Genomic DNA, 21501 nt, shown 5'->3' on the forward strand with positions numbered 1-21501 from the left:
AGCCTCGGTCAAAGGATTTTCCCGGGATTCATGATACCGAGTGGATCCAATGCCGCTTTGATGGCTCGCATCATATTCAGTTCTACCGCCGATTTGTAGTGCGCCAGCTCGCCGCGCTTCAACGCGCCGATGCCGTGTTCGGCGGAAATCGAGCCGCCGAACGACACCACGCTGTCATGCACCACGCGATTGACCTTGTCCTGATTGTCCAGGAAGTCCTCGTTGGAGATGCCGACCGGCGGCGCCACGTTGTAATGCAGGTTGCCGTCGCCCAGGTGACCGAAGCACACCAGCTGGCAGCCCGGAAAAGCCGTCTCCAGCCGCGGCCCGGTGACGGCGATGAAATCCGCAATCCGCGACACCGGCAGCGAAATATCATGCTTGATGTTCTTGCCGGCCTTGGCCTGCGCCAGCGGAATGTGCTCGCGCAACTGCCACAGACCGGCCGATTGCGCCACCGACGTCGCCACCACCGCATCATTGATCACGCCGCGCTCCAGCGCCGCGCCGATCGCATGTTCCAGCAGGCCGACCGCATGCTGCTCCGACTCGCTGCTGCTCAGTTCCAGCAGCACATATTGCGGATGCGGTTCGGCGAAAGGCTTGGGCAGTTGCGGGAACTGTTCAGCCACCAGCGCCAGGCAATAGCGCGACATCAGCTCGAAGCCGGTCAGGCTGGAACCGCAATGGTCCTGCATCAGCACCAGCAATTGCAGCGCGTCGGCGGGCGAGGGCAGCGCCGCCAGCGCGGTGATGCTGGCTTTCGGCTGCGGATACAGCTTGAGCACCGCGCCGGTGATGATGCCCAGCGTGCCCTCCGCGCCGATGAACAGATCGCGCAAGTCGTAGCCGGTATTGTCCTTGCGCAGACCGCGCAAGCCGCTCCAGATCTCGCCCTGCGGCGTGACCACTTCCAGTCCCAGGCACAGTTCACGCGTGTTTCCGTAGCGCAGAACCGCCGTGCCGCCGGCGTTGGTGGACAGGTTGCCGCCGATGGTGCAGCTGCCTTCCGCCGCCAGCGACAGCGGGAACAAACAGCCCTCGGCCGCAGCCGCCTCCTGGATTTGCTGAAGAATGCAGCCCGCATCCACCGTCATGGTGCGGTTGACTGGATCGACCTGGCGGATGCTGTTCAGGCGCACCAGCGACAGTACCACTTGCGCGCCGCTGGCATCCGGCACGCTGCCGAGCACCAGTCCCGTATTACCACCTTGCGGCACCAGCGCGACACGATGTTCGGCGCAGGCGCGCACCAGCGCCGCCACTTGCTCCACCGAGCCGGGGCGCAGCACGGCCAGCGCCTTGCCGGTAAAGCGGCCGCGCCAATCGGTGAGGAAGGGCGCCATGTCGGCTGGCGCATCGAGCACGTAGGCATCGCCGACGATGCCGCGGCATTGCGTGAGGAATTCCATCATTTGACCGTGTTGACCTTTACCTTATCCAGCAGCTCCTTGGCCAGCTTGCGCGCCGCGCGCTTGTACGGACGCAGATACAGCAAGGCGCAGACAAAGTAGATGCAGACCACCGCCGCCTCGCCCCAGGCCAGCGCCGAGGACAGACCGCCGGTGTCGCTCCAGCCGCGCACCACGCCTTCGGTGAAGTACAGCAGGATCATCATCGAGGTCCACTGCAGCGTGTAGATATCGCGCTTCCAGACGCCGTACAGCGGCAGCAGCAGCGGCGCGGCCTTCAGCACCAGCCACGAACCGCCCGGCTTCAGCGGCGCCAGCACCATCTCCCACAACACACACAAGACTATCAACGCCACCAGGCTGCCGATCGCGCCCCAGTGAAAATACTTTTGCATTGTGGTTTCCATGGCGTCTATCCGTTAAGTTTGACTGCTGTTTCGGCCAGGCGCTTGCCCAATGCGATGGCCAGGCGTTTCTCGTCTTCGGTGATGACCTTTTTGCCATCGAGGCCGGACCAGTGGCTGGCGCCGTAGGGCGTGCCGCCGCTGGAGGTGGTCATCAGTTCGGGATTGGTGTACGGCAGGCCGAGCACCATCAGACCGTGATGGAACAGCGGGATCATCATCGACAACAGCGTCGACTCCTGGCCGCCGTGCAGGCTGCCGGTCGAGGTGAACACGCAGGCCGGCTTGCCCGCCAGCGCGCCGGACAGCCATTGGCTGGCGGTGCCGTCCCAAAAATATTTCATGGCCGAGGCCATATTGCCGAAGCGGGTCGGCGAGCCGACCGCGATGCCGGCGCATTCGGTCAGGTCGTCCAGCTCCACGTAGGGCGCGCCGTCGGCCGGCACGTCCGGCTCGGTGGCTTCGGCTACGGTGGACACCGCCGGCACCGTGCGCAGGCGCGCGTCGCAGCCAGGTACGCTCTCGATACCCTGGGCGATCAGCTCCGCCAATTTGCGGGTTGCGCCATGGCGGGAGTAAAACAGTACAAGAATAGTCAGATTAGGATGGTTCATCAGCGGTATTATAGGGCGCTTTAGCGGATGGCATCATTGCCACTGTTGTAATACGATAGCGCCCATGTACCAAAAATATATCCGTCCTTTTTATCTGTACCTGTTCCGCACCTGCCGTGGCGGCATCAAGACCGTGCGTTCGCTGTCCTGGCCCGAGGTGCGCGACCTGATTTTGTTCGCGCGCCGCCGGCTGCGCGAGGAGAGTTTGCCGCAGGTGGCCGGCAGCCTGACCTTCACCACCGTGTTTGCGCTGGTGCCGCTGCTGACGATCGCGCTGGCGATCTTCACCACCTTCCCGATGTTTAACACCTTCCGCAGTTCGCTGGAGGCGTACTTCGTGCAAAGCGTGATGCCGAAGACGATTTCCAGCACCATCCTCAATTACCTGACGATGTTCGCCTCCAAGGCCACGCGGCTGTCGGCGGTGGGCGCCGTGGCGCTGATCTTCACCTCGATCGCGATGATGAACCTGATCGAGCGGGTGTTCAACCGTATCTGGCAGGTGCGCGGCCAGCGCGCGTGGACGCGGCGCATCCTGGTCTACTGGGCGCTGATTACGCTCGGGCCGCTGCTGATCGGCGTGTCGCTGACGTTGTCGTCGCAGGTGTTCATGGCGACCACCGACCTGATGAGCCAGGTGCCTGTCCTCGGTGCGCTGATTTACACGGCGGTGTCGCTGGCGCTGAGCATGGCCACCTTCACGCTGCTGTACGTGGTGGTGCCGAACCGCGACGTCGACTGGCATGACGCGGCCTGGGGCGGCCTGGTGGCCGGGGTGGCGTTCGAGGTGGCCAAGCGCGGTTTCGCGGTGTTCATTACACAGTTTCCGACGTATTCCAAGATTTATGGCGCACTGGCGGCCTTGCCGCTGTTCCTGTTATGGATTTATGTGTCGTGGATGATCACCCTGTTCGGCGCCTTGCTGACGGCCGCGCTGCCGGTGGTGAAGTACGAGCGCTGGTGGCACGAGGCGCAGCCGGGCGGTGAGTTTGTCGACGCCATGGCGATCCTGCGCGTGCTGCACGTGGCCTCCAAATGTGGCGATACGGCCCTGGTCAGCGCGGTGCAGATCCGCGAGCGCACGCGCCTGGGCTTCGATGAAATGGACACGCTGCTGGAACGCATGGTGGCGGAAGGCTGGGTCGGACGGGTGCCGGTGGCCGCGCCGCCGCGCGTCCAGTGGGGCAAGCGGGTGAGCGATGGCGTCGACAACTGGGTCATCCTCGCCAATCCGGAAAAATTGACGCTGGCCGACGTCTACCGCCTGTTTGTGTTTGCCGGCATGCCGGTCAACGCCGGCGTGGTGGCCGACGGTGACGATGAACTCGACCTGCAGGCGGCCCGCGAAGCCGCCTCGCTGGCGCGCGAGGTGGAAACCGCCGTTGAAGCGGGCCTGGGCAAGACACTGGCCGACCACTTCGGCCCTATCGACTGCCGATAAACGCGGCCAGCGCCTCGCTGACGGCGTCCGGCTGCTCGGCCATCATCGCGTGGCCGGCTTCCAGTGTGGCGGTTTCGGCATGCGGCATGGCGGCGGTGAGCAGGCGCGCGGCCTTCGGCGGCGTCATGACGTCGGCCGCGCCGAAGATGAACAGGGCGGGGCAGCGCACCGTTTGCGCGGCCGCTTCGCCGTGATCGTAGGCGTTGCAGGCGGCGAGGTCGGTGTACAGCAGATTCGCGCCCGCCATGCGCCGCATCAGCTGGCGCAGCGTCTCGGTGTCCGCATGGCCGGGCGTGTGCGACCACTTGGTGACCATGTCGATGGCGCGCATTTCGTCGTTGCGGGCGGTATCCAGCAGCGCATCGGCCACCTTCATCGGGAATATGCAGCCCAGCAGCGCCAGGTGCGAGACGCGCTGCGGCGCCTTGGCGGCCGCCTCCAGCGCGATCAGTGATCCCATGCTGTGGCCGACCAGCGCCGCCTGCGCGATTCCGGCCGCGTCCAGCGTCGCCAGCAGCCAGTCGGCCATGGCGGCAATGGTGTCGAGGGCCGGCCCCGGCGTGGCGCCGTGTCCCGGCAGGTCGAGTGCGAGCACCGGGTGGTCGTGCTGCGCAAGGTAGTGGCGCTGCGTCGACCATACCGAGTGGTCGTTCAGCGCGCCGTGGATGAAAACCACTGTAGGCCTGGGCATGTCTGTCTCCTGTTTTTTGCAGCTATCCTACAGTAAGACAATAATGTTATGTTTTGCTTATCCGAAGCGCTGGCTTTTTTACCGGGCATAGGCTACATTCGGACAAGGCTAAGAAAAACTAGAACTCCCATTCACAGAGCGCATATCAGCGAACAGGACGGCCACCATGAAAGTCTCCGAAATTCTGCAGGTTAAAGGTTCCATCCTTTACACCATCTCCCCCGATCAACCCCTGGCGGATGCCGCCAACACCATGGCCGAGAAAGACATCGGTTCGCTGGTCGTCATGGAATTTGGCGATCTGGTGGGCATGCTGACCTTCCGCGAGGTGCTGCGTGCGCTGCACGACAACCAGGGCACGGTGGGCGCCGGCACGGTGCGCAAGCACATGGACGACGCGCCGATCACGGTCACGCCGGACACCGAGGTCAATGAGGTGCGCCGCATCATGCTGGAAAAGCACGCGCGCTATCTGCCGGTGATGAACGCCAAGACCATTCTCGGCGTGATTTCGTTCTACGACGTGGCGCGCGCGGTGCTGGAAGCGCAAAGCTTCGAGAACCGCATGCTGAAGGCCTACATCCGCGACTGGCCGGCCGAGGCCGAAGCCGCCGACTAAACCCAAACCGGGGTCAGTGCCGACATTCGGACACGGGCCCAGCCGTGAGCGGCTGGGCCCGTGTCCGAATGTCGGCACTGACCCCGGTTCTTATCAGGCGGCGCCCTCCAGGGCGTCGTTGCTCAACCAGCCGGTCAGGGCGGTGGCGGTCATCGGCCGGGCAAACAGGAAGCCCTGCGCCAGCGGGCAGCCCAGCGATTGCAGGATCTGTGCCTGGCGCTCGTCTTCCACCCCTTCCGCAATCACCGCCAGGCCCAGGTTGCGGCCCAGCTGGATCACCATTTCCGCGATGCTGCTGCCGCGCGCCGACCCGGTAATCTCCGTGACAAAGGCGCGGTCGATCTTCAGGCGGTCGATCTGCAGGCGCTGCAGATACGACAGCGACGAGAAACCGGTGCCGAAATCGTCGATGGCGATGCTGACGCCGGTCTGCTTTATCTGCCCCAGCATCTTGATCAGCAAATCCGGCTCTTCCATGGCCATCGATTCCGTGATTTCCAGCTCGATGTGCTGCGGCGGCGCCCCGGTGTCTTCCAGCGCGCGTTTCAGCATGTCGAGGAACAGCGGATGGCGGAACTGTACCTGCGAGACGTTGATCGACATCATGAAATCATGGTGGCCGGCCTTGCGCAGGTCGACCAGCTCGCGGCAGGCGGTGCGCATCACCCATTCACCCAGGTCGATAATCAGGCCGGAATACTCGGCGATCGGGATGAAGCGGTCCGGCGAGATGAACTTGCCGTCCGGCGTCTGCCAGCGCAGCAGCGCCTCGGCGCCGACCGGGCGCCGCGTGGCCAGGTCGATCTGTGGCTGGTACACCACGAACAACTGGTTCTGGCCGAAGGCCGTGCGCAGCGCGTGCATCATGCGCACCCGTTCGCGGATCTCCACGCCCATCGAGCGCGAGAAGTAGAAGTGGCCGGCGCGCTGCTGCGACTTGGCGCGTTTTAGCGCGATGTCGGCGTCCTTCAGCGCATCGGCGCCGCTGCCTTCGTGCTCGTTCAGGCGCACCAGGCCGAGCGTGGCGGACAGCTGCACGTCCTGGCCGTCGATGCTGAAGGCGCGCTGGAACAGCGCCAGGATATTGCCCGGATTGACCTGCGTCGAATCGCCCAGCACGCAGAAGATGTCGCCGCCGATGCGGGCCACCGTGACGCGGTCGCCCAGCTCGGTCTGCAGGCGGCCGGCGACGGCGATCAGCAGCATGTCGCCGAACTGGTGGCCGAGGGCGTCGTTGGTTTCGGCAAAGTGGTCGAGGTCGACCAGCGACAGCGTGGCGTCGTCGCGCGCCGGACCGGCGATGGTGGCGTCGAGGATTTCCACCAGCCGTGTGCGGTTCGGCAGCTTGGACAGCTGGTCGTAGAACGCGGCGTTATGCAGGTGCGTGACCAGTTCAACGTTGTCCAGGCCGACTGCGACGTTGCTGCAGAACACTTCCAGCAGCCGTTCGTCGATCTCGGTCGGCGCTTTTTTTACTTCCAGGAAAGCAACGAAGTCGCGGCTGGCCTTGCCGGCGAAATACAGCGTGATGAAATCCGGGCCGTAGACGTTGCGGCGCTGCGCCAGCGCCAGTTCCAGCGCCTCGTGGATGCGCTGGTCCTCGCGCACCGTCAGCGTGATATTGCTCAGGTGGCGGAAGGTGCCGGCGGTGGCCATCACCATCAGCTCGTGGCAGCCGTCGTCCGGGCATTCCTGCACGCACAGCACGCCGTTGGCCTCGCAGCCCAGCAGGTCGCCGATCTGCGACAGCACGCCGGCGGCGAAATTCTGTACGCCGTGCAGGGTCATCAGCTGGGTGCTGGCGTGGACGATCTGGTTCAGGCCGCGCCGGCTGTCGTTGATCTTGCGGATCTGCTCGTAGGAGCGGATCGCCGCCGTCACCGTGGTAAACAGCTTGATGCGGGTCAGCTCGGACTTGGTCTTGTAATCGTTGATGTCGAAATCGCGGATGGCGTCGATTTCCGGCGCATAGCCGGGCTGGCCGGTGCGCAGGATGATGCGCACGTCGTGCAGCTTCAGCGTTTCGCGGATATAGCGCACCAGATGCAGGCCGGCATCGTCCTGTTCCATCACCACATCCAGCAGGATGACGGCGATTTCCGGCTCGTGCTTGAGCAATTCGCGCGCCTGGCCGGCCGAATAGGCGTGCACGAACTCCAGCGGACGGTGCTGCATGTCGAGGTTGCCGAGCGCAAAGGTCGTGGTCGAGTGGACGTCTTCGTCGTCGTCGATAATCATGACCCGCCAGACATTGCGGGCGCCCGTCGAAACAGGCGCGGCCGGATGCTCTTCTAAGAATACCAAATCGTCTTGATCATCCTTGGATTGCTCAAGGGGTGTGACCGGTGGGGGCATGTGTAGCTTCTCCAAGTACTCGGTGTTCTTGCGTTCAAGTATATAGCGAATTGTCAAAAAGAATGCGGTTTTCCGGCGCTTTCCGCCGTCGCTTGTGCACCGATGTGCAAGTTGCACCATACTTGTATCAAAAGAATGATATTTTACCAAGCGAAACTTGCCTTGTGGAAATTATTATGGAGGCGGCCCGTCGCGCGGCGTCGGCTGGTAGAATGAGGGACTTTCCCCATTTTTCCGAAGATTCTTTTCCTATGTCCGGTAATACTTTTGGCAAATTGTTCTCTGTAACTACTTTTGGTGAGTCGCACGGTCCCGCGATTGGTTGTGTGATCGATGGTTGCCCACCAGGTTTGCCGTTGTCCGAAGCCGACATTCAGCCGGAACTGGATCGCCGCAAGCCGGGCACCTCGCGTCACGTGACGCAGCGCCAGGAGTCGGATACGGTGGAGATTTTGTCGGGCGTGTACCAGGGTGTGACCACCGGCACGCCGATCGCGTTGCTGATTCGCAATGAGGACCAGCGCAGCAAGGATTACGGCAACATCGCCGAAAGCTTCCGTCCTGGTCATGCAGACTACACCTACTGGCACAAATACGGCGTCCGCGATCCGCGCGGCGGCGGCCGTTCGTCGGCCCGCCTGACGGCGCCGGTGGTCGGCGCTGCCGCCATTGCCAAGAAGTGGCTGCACCAGCAGTACGGCACCGTATTCAAGGGCTGCATGAGCCAGCTGGGCGAGATCGCCGTGCCGTTCCAGGACTGGTCGCACGTGCCGGACAATCCGTTCTTTGCGGCCACCGGCGACGCCGCCGTCATCGAACGCATGGAAGCGTACATGGACGACCTGCGCAAGGCCGGCGATTCCATTGGCGCGCGCATCGACGTCGTGGCGCAGAATATTCCAGTGGGCCTGGGCCAGCCGATCTACGACAAGCTGGATGCCGATATCGCTTACGCCATGATGGGCATTAACGCCGTCAAGGGCGTGGAGATCGGCGCCGGTTTCAAGTCGGTGGAACAGAAGGGCACTGAACACGGCGATCCGCTGACGCCGCAGGGCTTCGTCGGCAACAACGCCGGCGGCGTGTTGGGCGGCATTTCGACTGGCCAGGACATCACGGTGTCGATCGCCATCAAGCCGACGTCGTCGATCCGCACGCCGCGTCCTTCGATCGACAAGGATGGCAATCCGGTGATGGTCGAGACCTTCGGCCGCCACGATCCGTGCGTGGGCATCCGCGCCACGCCGATCGCCGAGGCGATGCTGGCGCTGGTGCTGATCGATCATGCGCTGATGCACCGCGCGCAGTGCGGTGACGTCAAGGTATCCACTCCCAACATCGAACTGTAAGTGCCGGCGCAGGCTTTCAGCTTCGCCTTATTCCTCTTCTGCTACTACGCACACGCCGGCACGTGGAGCACCTACGCGACGCTGTTCTTTGCCGATAAGGGCATGACGGTCGCGCAGATCGGCGTGCTGATGTCGATGATCCAGGTGTTGCGCATCGTCGGTCCGAATGTCTGGGGCTATGTCGCCGATCATTACGACCGCCGCGTGCTGGTGCTGCGCGTGGCCGGCTTTGCGGCGCTGGCGGGCTTCTCCGGCTTCTTCTTCGGCGCCACCTTCGGCCACTTCATGCTGGCGATGGTGATCCTCAATCTGTTCACCAGCGGTCAGGCGCCGATCTGCGAAGCGCTGATGCTGTCCGAGATGAAGGGCGATCTGACCTACTATGGCCGGATTCGCATGTGGGGGTCGATCGGTTTCATTGTGTCGGTGTCGCTGGCGTCGCTGGCGCTGGAGCATTACGGCATCGTGACGCTGCCTTGGGTGGCGGCCGGGTTGCTGGTGGCGACCATCCTGGCGGCGTTCCGGCTGCATGATGTGCCGCGCCGCACGCACCGCGATCCGCCGCCGCCTTTGCTGTCGCTGCTGCGCCGGCGCGAGGTGATCGCCTTCTTTGCCTCCACCGCGCTGATGGTGGCGGCGCACGCTTCGCTGTATACCTTTTATTCGCTGTACCTGGAACGCAGCGGCTACAGCAAGACCGTGATCGGCGCCATGTGGTCGCTGGGCGTGCTGGCCGAGGTGATGCTGTTTTATTTTCAGGCGCCGCTGTTCAGGCGCTGGGGCGCGATGCGCATGATGTATCTGGCGCTGGGCGTGGCCGTGGTGCGCTTCCTGATGATCGGCGCTGGCTCGCATCAACTTTGGCTGCTGATCGTGGCGCAACTGATGCATGCGGCGACCTTCGCGCTGCACCATTCGTCGTCGGTGATGTCGCTGCAGCGCTGGTTCTCCGGGCCGTTGCAGGCGCGCGGACAGGCGCTGTACATGAGCATCTCATACGGCATCGGCGGCTCGCTAGGCGGCTTGTTCCTGGCGCAGTGGTGGGAGCGGGCGGGCGCGGAGTCGGTGTATTTCGTGGCGGCGGCGCTGGTGTCCTTGTCCGCCGTAGCGGCAACCTTATCGTTCCGCTGGCAGCGCAACGACGGCCATTAACGGGCCACGGCTTCCGGCGTCACGCCGTGACGGCGCTCAACCGCGCGCACCACCATCGCCCGCATGTCGTTCAGCAGCGAAAACTCGGTCTGGCTCAACTGGATCGGCGGGAACGATTCGTCCCAGTCGCCATACAGGAAACCAGCCGGCTGGCCGTTGGCCGACAGCGGCAGGATCACAAAGCTGCGTGCCTCGGCCAGCGAACTGCGCCACCACAGCGGCAGCTTGGCCGAAAATTTGGCGTCGTGCGCGTTCTCGATGAAGATCACGCGGTCGCTGTTCAGGGCCGCATGGAACACATTCGGTTCGTAGGCGTCGTCGAACGCCATCGACGGCAGCAGCTCGCGCGTGCCTTCGCCGAAGCTGATCTTGGCCGCGTACTTGTTGTCCTTGCGGTTGCGGACAAACGCCACCGCCCGCGAAAAGTCCAGGCCCTTGTACACGGTCTCCAGCGCGATCTGCACCATCTGGCCGGGACTGGCCGTATCGAGCACGTCGCGCATGTCGGACAGGCCGCTGAGCAGGATCTTGTTGCCGGCCGCGCGCTGGCGCGTCTTGGCCAGCGCCTTGGCGCGGCGCTCGGCGGGGCGCGACAACGGCGCGATCGACAGGTCGTTGGCGGCGATCACCTTGGCCTGCTCGATGGCGTGCGCCAGGTTCGACGGCTCCACTCCCAGCATGGCGGAATAGCTCTCGGTCAGCTGCTTGACTTTTTCGGCGCCCTCGGCGTCGTCATGCCACAGAGATTCGGCGCAGCGCGCCGCCATGGTCGACAGCGCGGCGATCCAGTCGGACTCCGAAATCTCTGCGCCCGGTTCGGCCGGCGCCAGCGTGCGCATGCCGTTCAGCAGCGCCTTCGGCAAGCCCCAGTGCATGGCGGCGGCATGGCCGACTTCTTCCAGGCTGAGACCCAGCAGCTCCGGCGCCGCTTCCTCCACCGTGCGCGAGGTCTGGTCGGCCAGGCGCTGCAGCTCGTGCCAGCGCTCCGGCATGTAATAGGTCAGCATCATGCGACCCAGCGTGTGCAGCATCGAGCACACCACGGCTTCCTCGCCGTGGCGGCTTTCGGCGGTGTAGGCGATCTGCTGCGCCACCAGTCCGGCCAGCACGGCCTTTTCCATTTCCACGTGGGCGATGGTGGTGTCGTTCGATGTGGCGGCCAGTTCCTCGATCAGCTTCAGGCCCAGCGCCAGATGGCCGATCGCCTCGGTGCCCAGCACCAGCACCGCTTTCGACACCGTGTTCACATGCTGGCCGAAGGCCGAGTACATGCCGCTGTTGGCCAGCCGCAGCACCTTCTGCGTCAGCACCGGATCGGAGAGCACGGTGCGCGTCATGTTGAATTCCTGCTCGTCTTCGCCGCGCATGGCGCCGAGGATGGCGGTGATGGCCTTGGCGAAGCCCGGCATGTCGCCGCGCCGGCGCGTGCAGTCGCCCAGTTCCGTCAGCGTCTTGTTGCCCAGCGCGGTGGCCGCCTTGTAGCTGTTGATCATTGGGTCACCTGCCGCAGTTCCGCCGGCACCATCTTGGCGTGGATGCTTTCCTTCAGCGCCGCCAGCGCCACGTTGGCCGCCATCGGCTTGCCGGTCAGGTAGCCCTGGATGTACTGGCAGCCGCGTTCTTCGAGATACTGCATCTGTTCTTCGGTTTCCACGCCTTCCGCCACCACCGACAAGTCGAGGTGCTTGGCCAGGTCCAGTACGGCGTTGCAGATCGCGCCATCCTTCTGCGAACCGGGCAGGTCGCGGATGAAGGTGCGGTCGATTTTCAGGACCGAGATCGGGAAGCGCTTGAGGTAAGCGAGGGAGGAATAGCCGGTGCCGAAATCGTCAATCGCGATGCGCGCCTTGCGTTCGGCCATTTTGGACAGGATGGACTCGGCGTGGACCGGGTCGATCATCAGTGTGCCTTCTGTGATTTCTAGTACCAATTGCTCACCAAGCAGGCCGGAAAAGGCGATCGCATCATCCAGCACATCCAAGAATTTATCGTTGCGGAACTGTCGGGGGCTGATATTAACAGAGATATAAAGGCTGCGCTTGGCCACCTCTTCGAACTGCTTGAGCTGCACGCAGGCCGCCTTCAGCGCCCAGGCGCCCAGCAGATTGATCAGGCCATTGGTTTCGGCGATCGGGATGAAGCGCGCCGGCGGCACCATGCCCAGCGTCGGATGCTTCCAGCGCATCAGCGTCTCGAAGCCCTGGATCTCGCGCGTGTGGGCGTCGACGATCGGCTGATAATACAGCAGGAATTCGCCTTCGCGCACGGCCTGGAACATCGCCGCTTCGAGCGAGATGTCGTGTTGCTGCGGACCGGCCAGCGCGCTGCTGTAGACCACCGCGCGCGCCTTGCCGGTTTCCTTGGCGCGCGACATGGCGGCGTCGGCCAGCGCCAGCAGGCGGATGTCGTCCTCGCCGTGCTGCGGGTAGACCGAGACGCCGACCGAGGCGCCGACATAAATGGTGTGCGATTCGATTTCAAACGGCGATTGCAGCGTGGCGATCAGGCGGCCGGTCACCAGCTTGATCTGCGCTTCGGTCGCGGTGCCCGGCAGGATGGCGACGAACTCGTCGCCGCCGACGCGCGCCAGGGTGTCGCTGTCGCGCAGGGTCTTGCGCAGGCGCTGGGCGGCGGTGCGCAGCAGCGCGTCGCCGACCGGATGGCCGAGGCCGTCGTTGACTTTCTTGAAGCCGTCCAGGCCGATGGTGGCCACCGAGAAGCCCTGGCCGGAACGGCGCGCGTTGGCGATCACCATGCGCATGCGGTCCGCCAGCAGCAGCCGGTTTGGCAGTTCCGTCAAAGCGTCGTGCGTGGCCATGTGGCGCAGGCGTTCTTCGGTGGCGTGCTGCACCGTCATGTCGCGGCCGACCACCAGCAGCTCGGGCGTGCCGTCGGCGTTGGCATAGCAGGAGATGCGCAGTTCGTGCCAGATTTCGATGTCGGGCGTTTTCAGGCGCGCTTCGAGCAGGCGCGGCGCGCGCGTCTCCAGCACGGCGGCCAGCACCGGCGCCAGCTGGGCATGGTCGGCATCGGCCAGCAGATTGGCCAATGCCGTCCCTTCCAGCGCGGCGCCGCCAATGCGGGCGGTGGCGCGTTGGCTGGCAAACAGCAGCTGGCCGAGCGGATTCAAACGGAAAACAACATCGCCAGCCTCTTCCATGAGGTTATCCAATTCATGACGCGGCTGGGGCAGAACACTGGTTGGCATCGCGAAAATCTATTCTTTCAATTTATGCACGTAACAATCTGGTGGCTCGGATCTTGCAAAACCAGAACGCAATGTATCACTGATGCCAGTGAAATTACATGAAAAAAGACAACATCTCAGCGACTTTTGCAGAAAACGCTTGAGATCGGTCGAAAAACCTCGCGTTAGAGGAAAAAGCCTCCCTTGCGCAGCGCTGGATTGATAGCGGTTTGACAAAAATATCGACTCTCAATTAACAGTGCATTATCGAAGTCCACCTGCAGGCCCTCGACCATCGCGCACAGGATGGCTTCGGCGGCCGGGTGGGGCCCGCCGGCGCGTTGGCGCAGCCGGGCCGGCGCCTGTTGCAGCAGCGCGCGCAGCGGCGCGCTGTCCAGTTCACCGCCCGGCAAGCGGTAGTTTTTGGCCTGCCAGGGCTGCATGACGGCGCCGTTGTCCTGGGCAGCCGCGACCAGCCGCGGCAGGTCGGATTCGCCGGCGGCCACGGTGTGCAGCAGGCCCGCCTGCCGCACCGCGTCGGCACTCAGCACCGCGCCTTCCAGCAGCAGCGGCATGGCCGCCTTCAGGCCCGCCAGCCGGGCGGTGCGGGCGATTTCGCCTGCGGCCGGCGCCAGGCCCAGCTGCACCTGCGGCAGGCTGAAGCGTGCGTCGTGCAGGCCGATGCGGTGATGGCAGGCCAGCGCCAGACCGAAGGCATGGCCGCTGACTTCGCCAGCGAGCGTGGCGACCACCGGAATGCCCAGGCTTTCCAGCCGGCGCAGCAGCGCGTTGTAGGCCTCCAGCATGTGCATGCAGTCGGCGGCCTGGGCCGGCGTGAGCGCCATCAGGTGTTCCAGCTCGTGGCTGGTGGCGCCCGGTTCGGCGTCGAAGCCGATGATGACGGCGGTGAGCTTGCTGCGGCGGACTTCCAGCTTTTCCAGCAGCGTTGCCAGTTCGCGCTGGAACAGGCGGCTCAGCGGATTGATGGCGCGCGCCGCCAGCAGCACGCTGAGGGCGCCGCCATTCTGGTGGGTGCTGATCATGCTCACACCCGTTCCACGACGGTGGCGATGCCCATGCCGCCGCCGACGCACATGGTCACCACGCCGCGACGCAGGCGGCGCTCTTCCAGCGCGTCCAGCAGCGCGCCGAGCAGCATGCAGCCGGTGGCGCCCAGCGGATGACCGAGCGCGATGGCGCCGCCGTTGACGTTGACCTTGTCTTCGGGAATCTGCAACTCGCGCAGGCAGCGCAGCACGACGGCGGCAAAGGCTTCGTGGACTTCAAACAGGTCGATCTCGTTGATCGACAGCGCGGCTTTCTTCAGCGCCTTGCGGATGGCGGCGGCCGGCGCCGTCAGCATCAGCGTCGGATCGCTGCCGGTGATGGCGCCCGCCACGATGCGCGCGCGCGGCTCGACGCCCAGGCGCGCGCCGGCCGCCTTGCTGCCGATGAGCGCCAGCGCGGCGCCGTCGGCGGCCGCGGCGGAGTTGCCGGCCGTGTGCAGATGGCGGATGCCGTCCAGCTGCTGGTATTGGCGCAGGGCCAGGCTGTCGAAGCCGGTTTCGCCCACGGCGGCGAAGGCGGGCTTCAAACCCTCCAGCGTCCGCATGCTGGTGGTTGGCTTGATCAGTTCGTCTTCTTCGAGGACCGGCACGCCGTTCTGGTCGCGTACCGGCACGACGGAGCGGAAACGGCCGTCGGCACGCGCGGCGGCGGCCTTGAGCTGGGAGCGCAGCGCGTAGGCGTCCAGTTGTTCGCGCTGGCTGTCGTCCAGCGTGGCGAGCAGGTCGGCGGCCACGCCTTGCGGAATGAAGCCGGTGCGCAGGCTGGTTTCGGGATCGAGCGACCAGGGGCCGCCGTCGGCGCCTTCCGGCACGCGCGACATCGATTCCACGCCGCCGGCGACGATCAGGTCTTCCCAGCCGGAACGCACTTTCTGCGCCGCCAGGTTGACCGCTTCCAGGCCCGAGGCGCAAAAGCGGTTCAGCTGGACGCCGGCCACTTTCCAGTCCCAGCCGGCGGCCAGCGCGGCGATGCGCGCCAGATCGGCGCCCTGGTCGCCAACCGGCGTGACGCAGCCCAGCACCACGTCGTCGATCAGCGCGGTGTCGATCTGGTGGCGCTCGCGCAGTTCATGCATCAGCCCGGTGACCAGCGAAACCGGTTTGACGCTGTGCAGGCTGCCGTCATGGGTGCCGCGTCCGCGTGGCGTCCGGATGGCCTCATAAATATAAGCGTCGGTCATGGGATCTCCTTTTTTTGTATGCTAGTCTGCTCATTGTTCAAGAAAATTGACGGCAGCGATTTGAACGGAGACAAAATGCAGCCTTTCGATACCCACGAAGTGCGCAATACTGTTGCGCCGTTTGAGAACATCAACCTGTTTGCGGCCGATCCGGCCTTGCAGGAAGCCCTGGCGCGCGAGGGCGCGGGCAACGCGGCAGCCTCGCTGCACGCGCTCGGCGCCGAACTGGGCAGGGCGGAAACGCTGGACCTGGCGCGCCTGGCCAACCGCTATTCCCCGACCTTGCACAATTTCGACCGCGAAGGCCATCGCATTGACGAGGTGGAATTCCATCCGGCCTGGCACCAGCTGATGTCGCTGCTGATCGGCCATGGCACGCATTCATCGCCGTGGATGGAGGGCAACGGCGCACAGGTGGCGCGCGCCGCCCGCTATCTGCTGTTCGGCCAGGTGGAGAACGGCTCGCAATGTCCGGTGACCATGACCTATGCGTCGGTGCCGGCGCTGCGGCAGGCGCCGCGCATCGCCGCCAAGTGGCTGCCGAAGATTTTGTCCAACGAATACGATCCGCGCTCGCTGCCGGTGGAGCAAAAGACCGGCGCCCTGATCGGCATGGGCATGACCGAGAAGCAGGGCGGTTCCGACGTGCGCGCCAACACCACCCGCGCCGAACCGGTGGCGCCGTCGGAAGCGCACGCCTTGTTTGGCGAGGAGGGCGAGGATGTGTTTCGCATCGTCGGCCACAAGTGGTTCTTCTCGGCGCCGCAGAGCGACGCCCACCTGATCCTGGCGCAGACCGATGACGGCGGCAGCGCCGGATTGTCGTGCTTCTTCCTGCCGCGCTACCTGCCCAACGGCGAGCGCAACGCCATCCGCGTGCAGCGGCTCAAGGACAAGGTGGGCAACCGCTCGAACGCCTCGTCCGAAGTGGAATTCACCGGCGCCTACGGCTGGCTGATCGGCAAGCTCGGGCGCGGCATCCCGACCATCCTGGAAATGGGCGGCCACACGCGGCTCGACTGCGTGCTCGGCAGCGCGGGAACGATGCGCGCGGCGCTGACGCATGCGCTGCATCACGCGCGGCGCCGGGTGGCGTTTGGCCGCCCGCTGGCCGAGCAGCCGCTGATGCAGAACGTGCTGGCCGACCTGGCGCTGGAATCGGAAGCCGCCACCGCGCTGGCGATGCGGCTGGCGCGCTGCTTCGACGAGTCGCGCGATCCGGCACAGGCGATGCTGGCGCGCATCCTGACGCCGGCCGGAAAATATTGGGTCTGCAAGCGCGGACCGGGCTTTGGCGCCGAGGCGATGGAAGTCATCGGCGGCAGCGGCTATGTCGAGGACAGTCCGCTGGCGCGCCTGTACCGCGAACTGCCGGTCAATTCGATCTGGGAAGGCTCGGGCAATGTGATGTGCCTGGACCTGCTGCGCGCCTTCGGCAAGTCGCCCGACGCGCGCGAGGCGCTGGCGGCGGAACTGGCGCAGGCCGGCAATGGCGACATCTTTTTTGTCGCCTACCGCAGCACGCTGCTGGCCGACCTGGCGCAGCAGCAGGCCGACGAATTCAGCGCCCGCGTGCTGGCGGAGCGGGTGGTGCTGGCGGTGCAGGCCGCGCTGCTGCTGCGCCACGCGCCGGCGTATGTGTCGTCGGCCTTCGTCGCGTCGCGCCTCAAGCGCGAACCGGGCGGGGCCTATGGAAGGCTGCCGCAGGGCGTCGATTGCGCGGCCATTCTGGCTAGGGCATTGGTGGAATAGACTAGTATAATGACGGCATACACCCATCTGAACGAGCCTGCCTGATGAAACAAGACCCGCGATTTCCTAACCTGTTCATTACCGATCACCCGCTGATCCAGCACAAACTGAGTCATATGCGCTCCAAGGATACGTCGACCCGTACCTTCCGCGACCTGCTCAAGGAAATCACGCTGCTGATGGGTTACGAGATCACCCGTGACTTGCCGCTGACCACCCGCACCATTGAAACCCCGCTGATGACCATCGACGCGCCGGTCATCGCCGGCCGCAAGCTGGCCATCGTGCCGATCCTGCGCGCCGGCATTGGCATGAGCGACGGCCTGCTGGACCTGGTGCCATCGGCCCGCGTCGGCCACATCGGCGTGTTCCGCGACCCGGAAACCCACCAGCCGGTGGAATACCTGGTGCGCCTGCCGGACACGGTCGAACGTACCTTCATCCTGTGCGACCCGATGGTTGCGACCGGCAATTCGGCCGTGCACGCGGTCGACGTCCTGAAAAAACGCGGCGTGACCGACGACCAGATCATCTTCCTGGCGCTGGTGGCGGCGCCGGAAGGGATTGAAGTATTCCAGAAAGCCCATCCTGGCGTGAAAATCTATTGCGCCTCGCTGGATTCGCATCTGAACGACCACGCGTACATCGTGCCGGGACTGGGCGATGCTGGCGACCGCATTTTCGGGACCAAATAATATGGCCACGCCCGTCGATCCCGATTTCCGCGCCCGGCTGGCCGCGCTGAACGACAAGTTCGCCGCCACCGTGCCAGGCACCCTGGACAAGATCCGCGCCGCGCTGGCCGCCTGTGTGGCGGAAAACGTCGCCGCCGGCGCCGCGCCGTCGCAGGATGCGCTGCACCAGCTGCACGAAGTGCTGCACGGCGTGGCTGGTTCGGCCGGCACTTTCGGCTTTGCCGTGTTCGGCCAGGAAGCGCGCCGCATCGAGCAGATGGTGCGCGCGGTGCTGGGCAGCGGGGAGGGCTGGGCGCCGGTGGCGCCGGAAGTGGAAAAGCTGCTGGCGTGGGCCGCCCGTGACGCCAAGGCAAGTCAGTACGACTAATCGTGCGCTTGATCTGCCTCAAACCCTATAGGATTTAATTGTCTATAGTGACATTCACGGCCCTGCGAGAGGCTTTTCTAGCAAAAAAAGCGACGCTTTGCATTTATTTTCGTGAAAACGTGCTTTTCTCTCGTAAATGGGTATAATGCGGCATCGTTTAGATTCAAGATTAGTGCAGTTTGTAACTCTTGCCTCAAAAACGATATCACGGGCGCAAGCCCAAATTAACTGAAATAGGAATTGTAATGGCAACTGGTATCGTAAAATGGTTCAATGACTCGAAGGGTTTCGGCTTTATCACCCCTGACGAAGGCGGCGAAGATCTGTTCGCTCACTTCTCGGCGATTCAGTCGGCAGGCTTCAAGTCGCTGCAAGAGAACCAACGTGTTTCTTTCGAAGTAACCGCTGGCCCTAAAGGCAAGCAAGCTTCGAACATTCAGCCTATCTAATACGCTGGATCTAACGATCAAGAAATCCTCGGTATCCGAGGATTTTTTTTTGCCTGTTCACTTTGCCGGTTTGCGCCAGTAGTCCGGTTGCGCATAGGTGTGGCGCAAAAAGTCCACGAAGGCCCGTATCCGCAACGGCAAATGCCGGCGCTGCGCGAACACCGCATAAATATCATTGCCCGGCGCGGAATAGCCGTCCAGCACCGTCTGCAGCTTGCCCGCCTCGATGGCGCTGCCCACTTCCCACATCGACCGCCACGCCAGGCCCTTGCCGGCCAGCGCCCATTCGTGCAGCACCTGGCCGTCATTGCAGGCCATATTGCCGTTCACCTTCAGCACCACGTTCTTGCCGTCCTCGCGGAAGGTCCAGCCGCGCTGGCTGCCTTCGCTGCTGATCGCCAGGCAGTTATGCTTGCTCAAGTCGGCCAGCGCCTTCGGCTCGCCGTGGCGCTTGAAATAGGCCGGCGCGCCGACCACCACGCGTTCGTTGTCGGCCAGCTTGATGCTGACCAGGTTGGAGTCCGACATGCTGGCGATGCGGATCGCCACGTCGATGCCTTCGCCGACAATGTCGACCACGCGGTCGCTCATGTTCAGCGTGGCGCTGACGTCGCGGTGTTCGGACAGGAAGGAGGGCAGCAGCGGCGCCACGTGCTGGCGGCCGAAGCCGGCCGGCGCCGAGATCATCAAATGGCCGGTGGCATGCGAACTGCGTTCGGCCACCGCCGACTCCGCTTCCTCCAGTTCGGCCAGGATGCGCTGGCAATCCTCCAGGAAGGCCGCGCCTTCGTCGGTCAGCGCCAGTTTGCGCGTGGTGCGTTGCAGCAGCTTGACGCCGAGGCGCGCCTCCAGCGCATCCAGCCGGCGGCCGATCATTGCCGGGGCGATGCCCTCGGCGCGCGCGGCAGCCGACAGGCTCCCTCTGGCGACCACCTCGACAAAGGTGGAAATCTGTCTGAACTGCCCCATACCTGCCTGTCTCCGTCAGTTTTTACAAAAACGCATAGATGAAATGATTTTTAGTCTAGTTTGCATAACTAAAGAGTGAATATACTGTAAAACAATGCGGTGTGTAACCGAGCCAACACACTAAAAACATCGCACTGCAACAAGCCTATAATGAGACCGATTCGTTAATATTTTTCTACGGAGACACGACATGACGCAGTCCACCATCACTCTGCCAGCAGGCATGGAAATCACCGGCGAGATCAAGCCGGGCTACGAAGCAATCCTGACGCCGGAAGCGCTCGGCCTGGTAGCCAAGCTGAGCCGCGAATTCGAGTCGCGCCGCCAGCAACTGCTGGCCGTGCGCGTGGAGCGCGCCAAGCGCCTGGACGCCGGCGAGCGTCCCGACTTCCTGGCCGAGACCGCGCACATCCGCAGCGGCGACTGGACCATCGCGCCGATTCCGAAAGCGCTGGAATGCCGCCGCGTGGAAATCACCGGCCCGGTCGAACGCAAGATGGTCATCAACGCGCTGAACTCCGGCGCCGACAGCTACATGACCGACTTCGAAGATTCGAATACGCCGAACTGGGACAACCAGCTGACCGGCCAGATCAACATGAAGGACGCGGTGCGCGGCACCATTGCGCTCGAGCAGAACGGCAAGTCCTACAAGCTGAACGACAAGGTCGCCACGCTGGTCGTGCGTCCGCGCGGCTGGCACCTGGATGAAAAACACGTGCTGGTCGACGGCAAGCGCGTCTCCGGCGGCATCTTCGACTTCGCGCTGTTCATGGTGCACAACGCCAAGGAGCAACTGGCGCGCGGCGCCGGCCCGTACTTCTACCTGCCGAAGATGGAATCGCACCTGGAAGCGCGCCTGTGGAACGACATCTTCGTGCTGACGCAAAACGAACTGGGGCTGTCGCAAGGCACCATCAAGGCCACCGTGCTGATCGAAACCATCCTGGCGGCGTTCGAGATGGACGAGATCCTGTACGAACTGCGCGAACACAGCTCGGGCCTGAACGCCGGCCGCTGGGACTACATCTTCTCGTGCATCAAGAAGTTCAAGCTGGACAAGGACTTCTGCCTGGCCGACCGCGCCAAGGTGACCATGACCGCACCGTTCATGCGCGCCTACGCCTTGCTGCTGCTGAAGACCTGCCACAAGCGCAACGCGCCGGCGATCGGCGGCATGGCCGCGCTGATTCCGATCAAGAACGATCCGGAGAAAAACGACATCGCCATGGGCGGCGTGCGCAACGACAAGGCGCGCGACGCCACCGACGGTTACGACGGCGGCTGGGTCGCGCACCCGGGCCTGGTCGACCTGGCGATGGCCGAGTTCAAGAAAGTGCTGGGCGATAAACCGAACCAGATCGACAAGCAGCGTCCGGACATCGATGTGACCGCAACGCAGTTGCTGGACTTCAAGCCGGAAGCGCCGATCACCGAGGCCGGTCTGCGTTACAACATCAACGTCGGCATCCACTACCTGGGCAGCTGGCTGGCCGGTAACGGCTGCGTACCGATTCACAATCTGATGGAAGATGCGGCCACGGCGGAAATCAGCCGTTCGCAGGTGTGGCAGTGGATCCGTTCCACCAAGGGCGTGCTGGAGGACGGCCGCAAGGTCACGGCCGACATGGTGCGCGCGATGATTCCGGAAGAACTGGCCAAGGTGCAGGCTGCCGCGCCGGGCGGCGACGGTCCGACCTATCCGCGCGCCGCGCAGATCTTCGAGCAGATGTCGACCTCGGAGGCGTTCGAGGAATTCCTGACGCTGCCGCTGTACGAAGAAATCTAAACACCACG

General features: G+C 64.0%; 19 protein-coding genes. 9 read left to right on the plus strand and 10 right to left on the minus strand.

From position 1 onward, the window contains the following. Positions 1–8: 8 nt before the first annotated feature. The 3 genes from GJ695_RS15060 to wrbA are packed head-to-tail and all read right to left on the minus strand — an operon-like array spanning position 9 to position 2430. Entirely contained in the window at positions 9–1415 is a 1407-nt protein-coding gene (locus GJ695_RS15060) for an FAD-binding oxidoreductase (RefSeq protein WP_154366044.1), read from the minus strand. Then, entirely contained in the window at positions 1412–1819 is a 408-nt protein-coding gene (locus GJ695_RS15065; RefSeq protein ID WP_154366046.1) for a DUF2069 domain-containing protein, read from the minus strand. The genes GJ695_RS15060 and GJ695_RS15065 overlap by 4 nt, the downstream gene beginning before the upstream one ends. A 5-nt stretch (positions 1820–1824) precedes the next feature. Next, positions 1825–2430 (minus strand): NAD(P)H:quinone oxidoreductase, encoded by a 606-nt coding sequence (wrbA, locus tag GJ695_RS15070; RefSeq protein ID WP_154366047.1) that lies wholly within the window; start codon positions 2428–2430, stop codon positions 1825–1827. Between the two features lie 64 nt (positions 2431–2494). Here wrbA and GJ695_RS15075 point away from each other — a divergent pair, with 64 nt between their 5' ends. After that, on the plus strand, positions 2495–3871 hold the full coding sequence (locus GJ695_RS15075) for a YihY family inner membrane protein (protein WP_154366049.1): 1377 nt from the start codon (positions 2495–2497) through the stop codon (positions 3869–3871). Here GJ695_RS15075 and GJ695_RS15080 read toward each other — a convergent pair. Next, positions 3855–4562 carry an alpha/beta fold hydrolase gene (locus tag GJ695_RS15080; RefSeq protein ID WP_154366052.1) on the minus strand — a complete coding sequence of 236 codons (708 nt, stop codon included), beginning with the start codon at positions 4560–4562 and terminating at the stop codon, positions 3855–3857. The genes GJ695_RS15075 and GJ695_RS15080 overlap by 17 nt on opposite strands. 166 nt (positions 4563–4728) lie before the next feature. Between GJ695_RS15080 and GJ695_RS15085 the strand changes: the two genes are divergently transcribed. Further along, positions 4729–5181, plus strand: coding sequence for a CBS domain-containing protein (locus GJ695_RS15085; RefSeq protein WP_154356757.1), 453 nt, complete (start codon positions 4729–4731; stop codon positions 5179–5181). Positions 5182–5274: 93 nt separating this feature from the next. Here GJ695_RS15085 and GJ695_RS15090 read toward each other — a convergent pair whose 3' ends face one another. Then, positions 5275–7536 carry a putative bifunctional diguanylate cyclase/phosphodiesterase gene (locus tag GJ695_RS15090; RefSeq protein ID WP_154366054.1) on the minus strand — a complete coding sequence of 754 codons (2262 nt, stop codon included), beginning with the start codon at positions 7534–7536 and terminating at the stop codon, positions 5275–5277. A 251-nt stretch (positions 7537–7787) separates the two neighbouring features. Here GJ695_RS15090 and aroC point away from each other — a divergent pair, with 251 nt between their 5' ends. Both aroC and GJ695_RS15100 read left to right on the plus strand, forming a co-directional pair. Beyond that, complete coding sequence (gene aroC, locus GJ695_RS15095; RefSeq protein ID WP_154366056.1) at positions 7788–8885, plus strand: chorismate synthase; 1098 nt, start codon at positions 7788–7790, stop codon at positions 8883–8885. Continuing rightward, complete coding sequence (locus GJ695_RS15100) at positions 8886–10037, plus strand: MFS transporter (protein WP_166455233.1); 1152 nt, start codon at positions 8886–8888, stop codon at positions 10035–10037. On the opposite strand, the gene GJ695_RS15105 is transcribed toward GJ695_RS15100, so the two are convergent. The 4 genes from GJ695_RS15105 to GJ695_RS15120 form a co-directional block, all read right to left on the minus strand. After that, complete coding sequence (locus tag GJ695_RS15105) at positions 10034–11530, minus strand: HDOD domain-containing protein (protein ID WP_154356752.1); 1497 nt, start codon at positions 11528–11530, stop codon at positions 10034–10036. The two genes, GJ695_RS15100 and GJ695_RS15105, sit on opposite strands and share 4 nt — an antisense overlap. Then, a complete protein-coding gene (locus GJ695_RS15110) occupies positions 11527–13197 on the minus strand; it encodes a putative bifunctional diguanylate cyclase/phosphodiesterase (protein ID WP_154366058.1) in 1671 nt (556 codons plus the stop codon). The genes GJ695_RS15105 and GJ695_RS15110 overlap by 4 nt, the downstream gene beginning before the upstream one ends. A 212-nt stretch (positions 13198–13409) precedes the next feature. Next, on the minus strand, positions 13410–14267 hold the full coding sequence (locus GJ695_RS15115; protein ID WP_154366119.1) for an enoyl-CoA hydratase/isomerase family protein: 858 nt from the start codon (positions 14265–14267) through the stop codon (positions 13410–13412). A gap of 2 nt (positions 14268–14269) precedes the next feature. Beyond that, entirely contained in the window at positions 14270–15472 is a 1203-nt protein-coding gene (locus GJ695_RS15120; protein ID WP_154366059.1) for an acetyl-CoA C-acetyltransferase, read from the minus strand. A gap of 75 nt (positions 15473–15547) precedes the next feature. Here GJ695_RS15120 and GJ695_RS15125 point away from each other — a divergent pair, with 75 nt between their 5' ends. The 4 genes from GJ695_RS15125 to GJ695_RS15140 all read left to right on the plus strand — a co-directional run bounded on the left by GJ695_RS15125 (position 15548) and on the right by GJ695_RS15140 (position 18735). Continuing rightward, on the plus strand, positions 15548–17224 hold the full coding sequence (locus GJ695_RS15125; RefSeq protein WP_154366061.1) for an isovaleryl-CoA dehydrogenase: 1677 nt from the start codon (positions 15548–15550) through the stop codon (positions 17222–17224). A 44-nt stretch (positions 17225–17268) separates the two neighbouring features. Further along, positions 17269–17919: a uracil phosphoribosyltransferase gene (upp, locus tag GJ695_RS15130; protein ID WP_154366063.1), complete on the plus strand. Its 651-nt coding sequence runs from the start codon at positions 17269–17271 to the stop codon at positions 17917–17919. Between the two features lies 1 nt (position 17920). Further along, positions 17921–18286, plus strand: coding sequence for an Hpt domain-containing protein (locus GJ695_RS15135; protein ID WP_154366065.1), 366 nt, complete (start codon positions 17921–17923; stop codon positions 18284–18286). A gap of 245 nt (positions 18287–18531) precedes the next feature. Then, the gene (locus GJ695_RS15140) at positions 18532–18735 is read left to right on the plus strand and encodes a cold-shock protein (RefSeq protein ID WP_020703630.1); all 204 of its coding nucleotides are present in this window, start codon (positions 18532–18534) and stop codon (positions 18733–18735) included. Between the two features lie 57 nt (positions 18736–18792). Here GJ695_RS15140 and GJ695_RS15145 read toward each other — a convergent pair whose 3' ends face one another. Then, a complete protein-coding gene (locus GJ695_RS15145) occupies positions 18793–19704 on the minus strand; it encodes a LysR family transcriptional regulator (protein WP_154366067.1) in 912 nt (303 codons plus the stop codon). A gap of 190 nt (positions 19705–19894) precedes the next feature. On the opposite strand from GJ695_RS15145, the gene aceB reads away from it, so the two are divergent. Continuing rightward, positions 19895–21493 carry a malate synthase A gene (gene aceB / locus GJ695_RS15150; RefSeq protein ID WP_154366069.1) on the plus strand — a complete coding sequence of 533 codons (1599 nt, stop codon included), beginning with the start codon at positions 19895–19897 and terminating at the stop codon, positions 21491–21493. The last annotated feature ends 8 nt before the right edge of the window (positions 21494–21501 follow it).

Source organism: Duganella alba, assembly GCF_009674495.1.
Lineage (GTDB): Bacteria > Pseudomonadota > Gammaproteobacteria > Burkholderiales > Burkholderiaceae_D > Rugamonas > Rugamonas alba.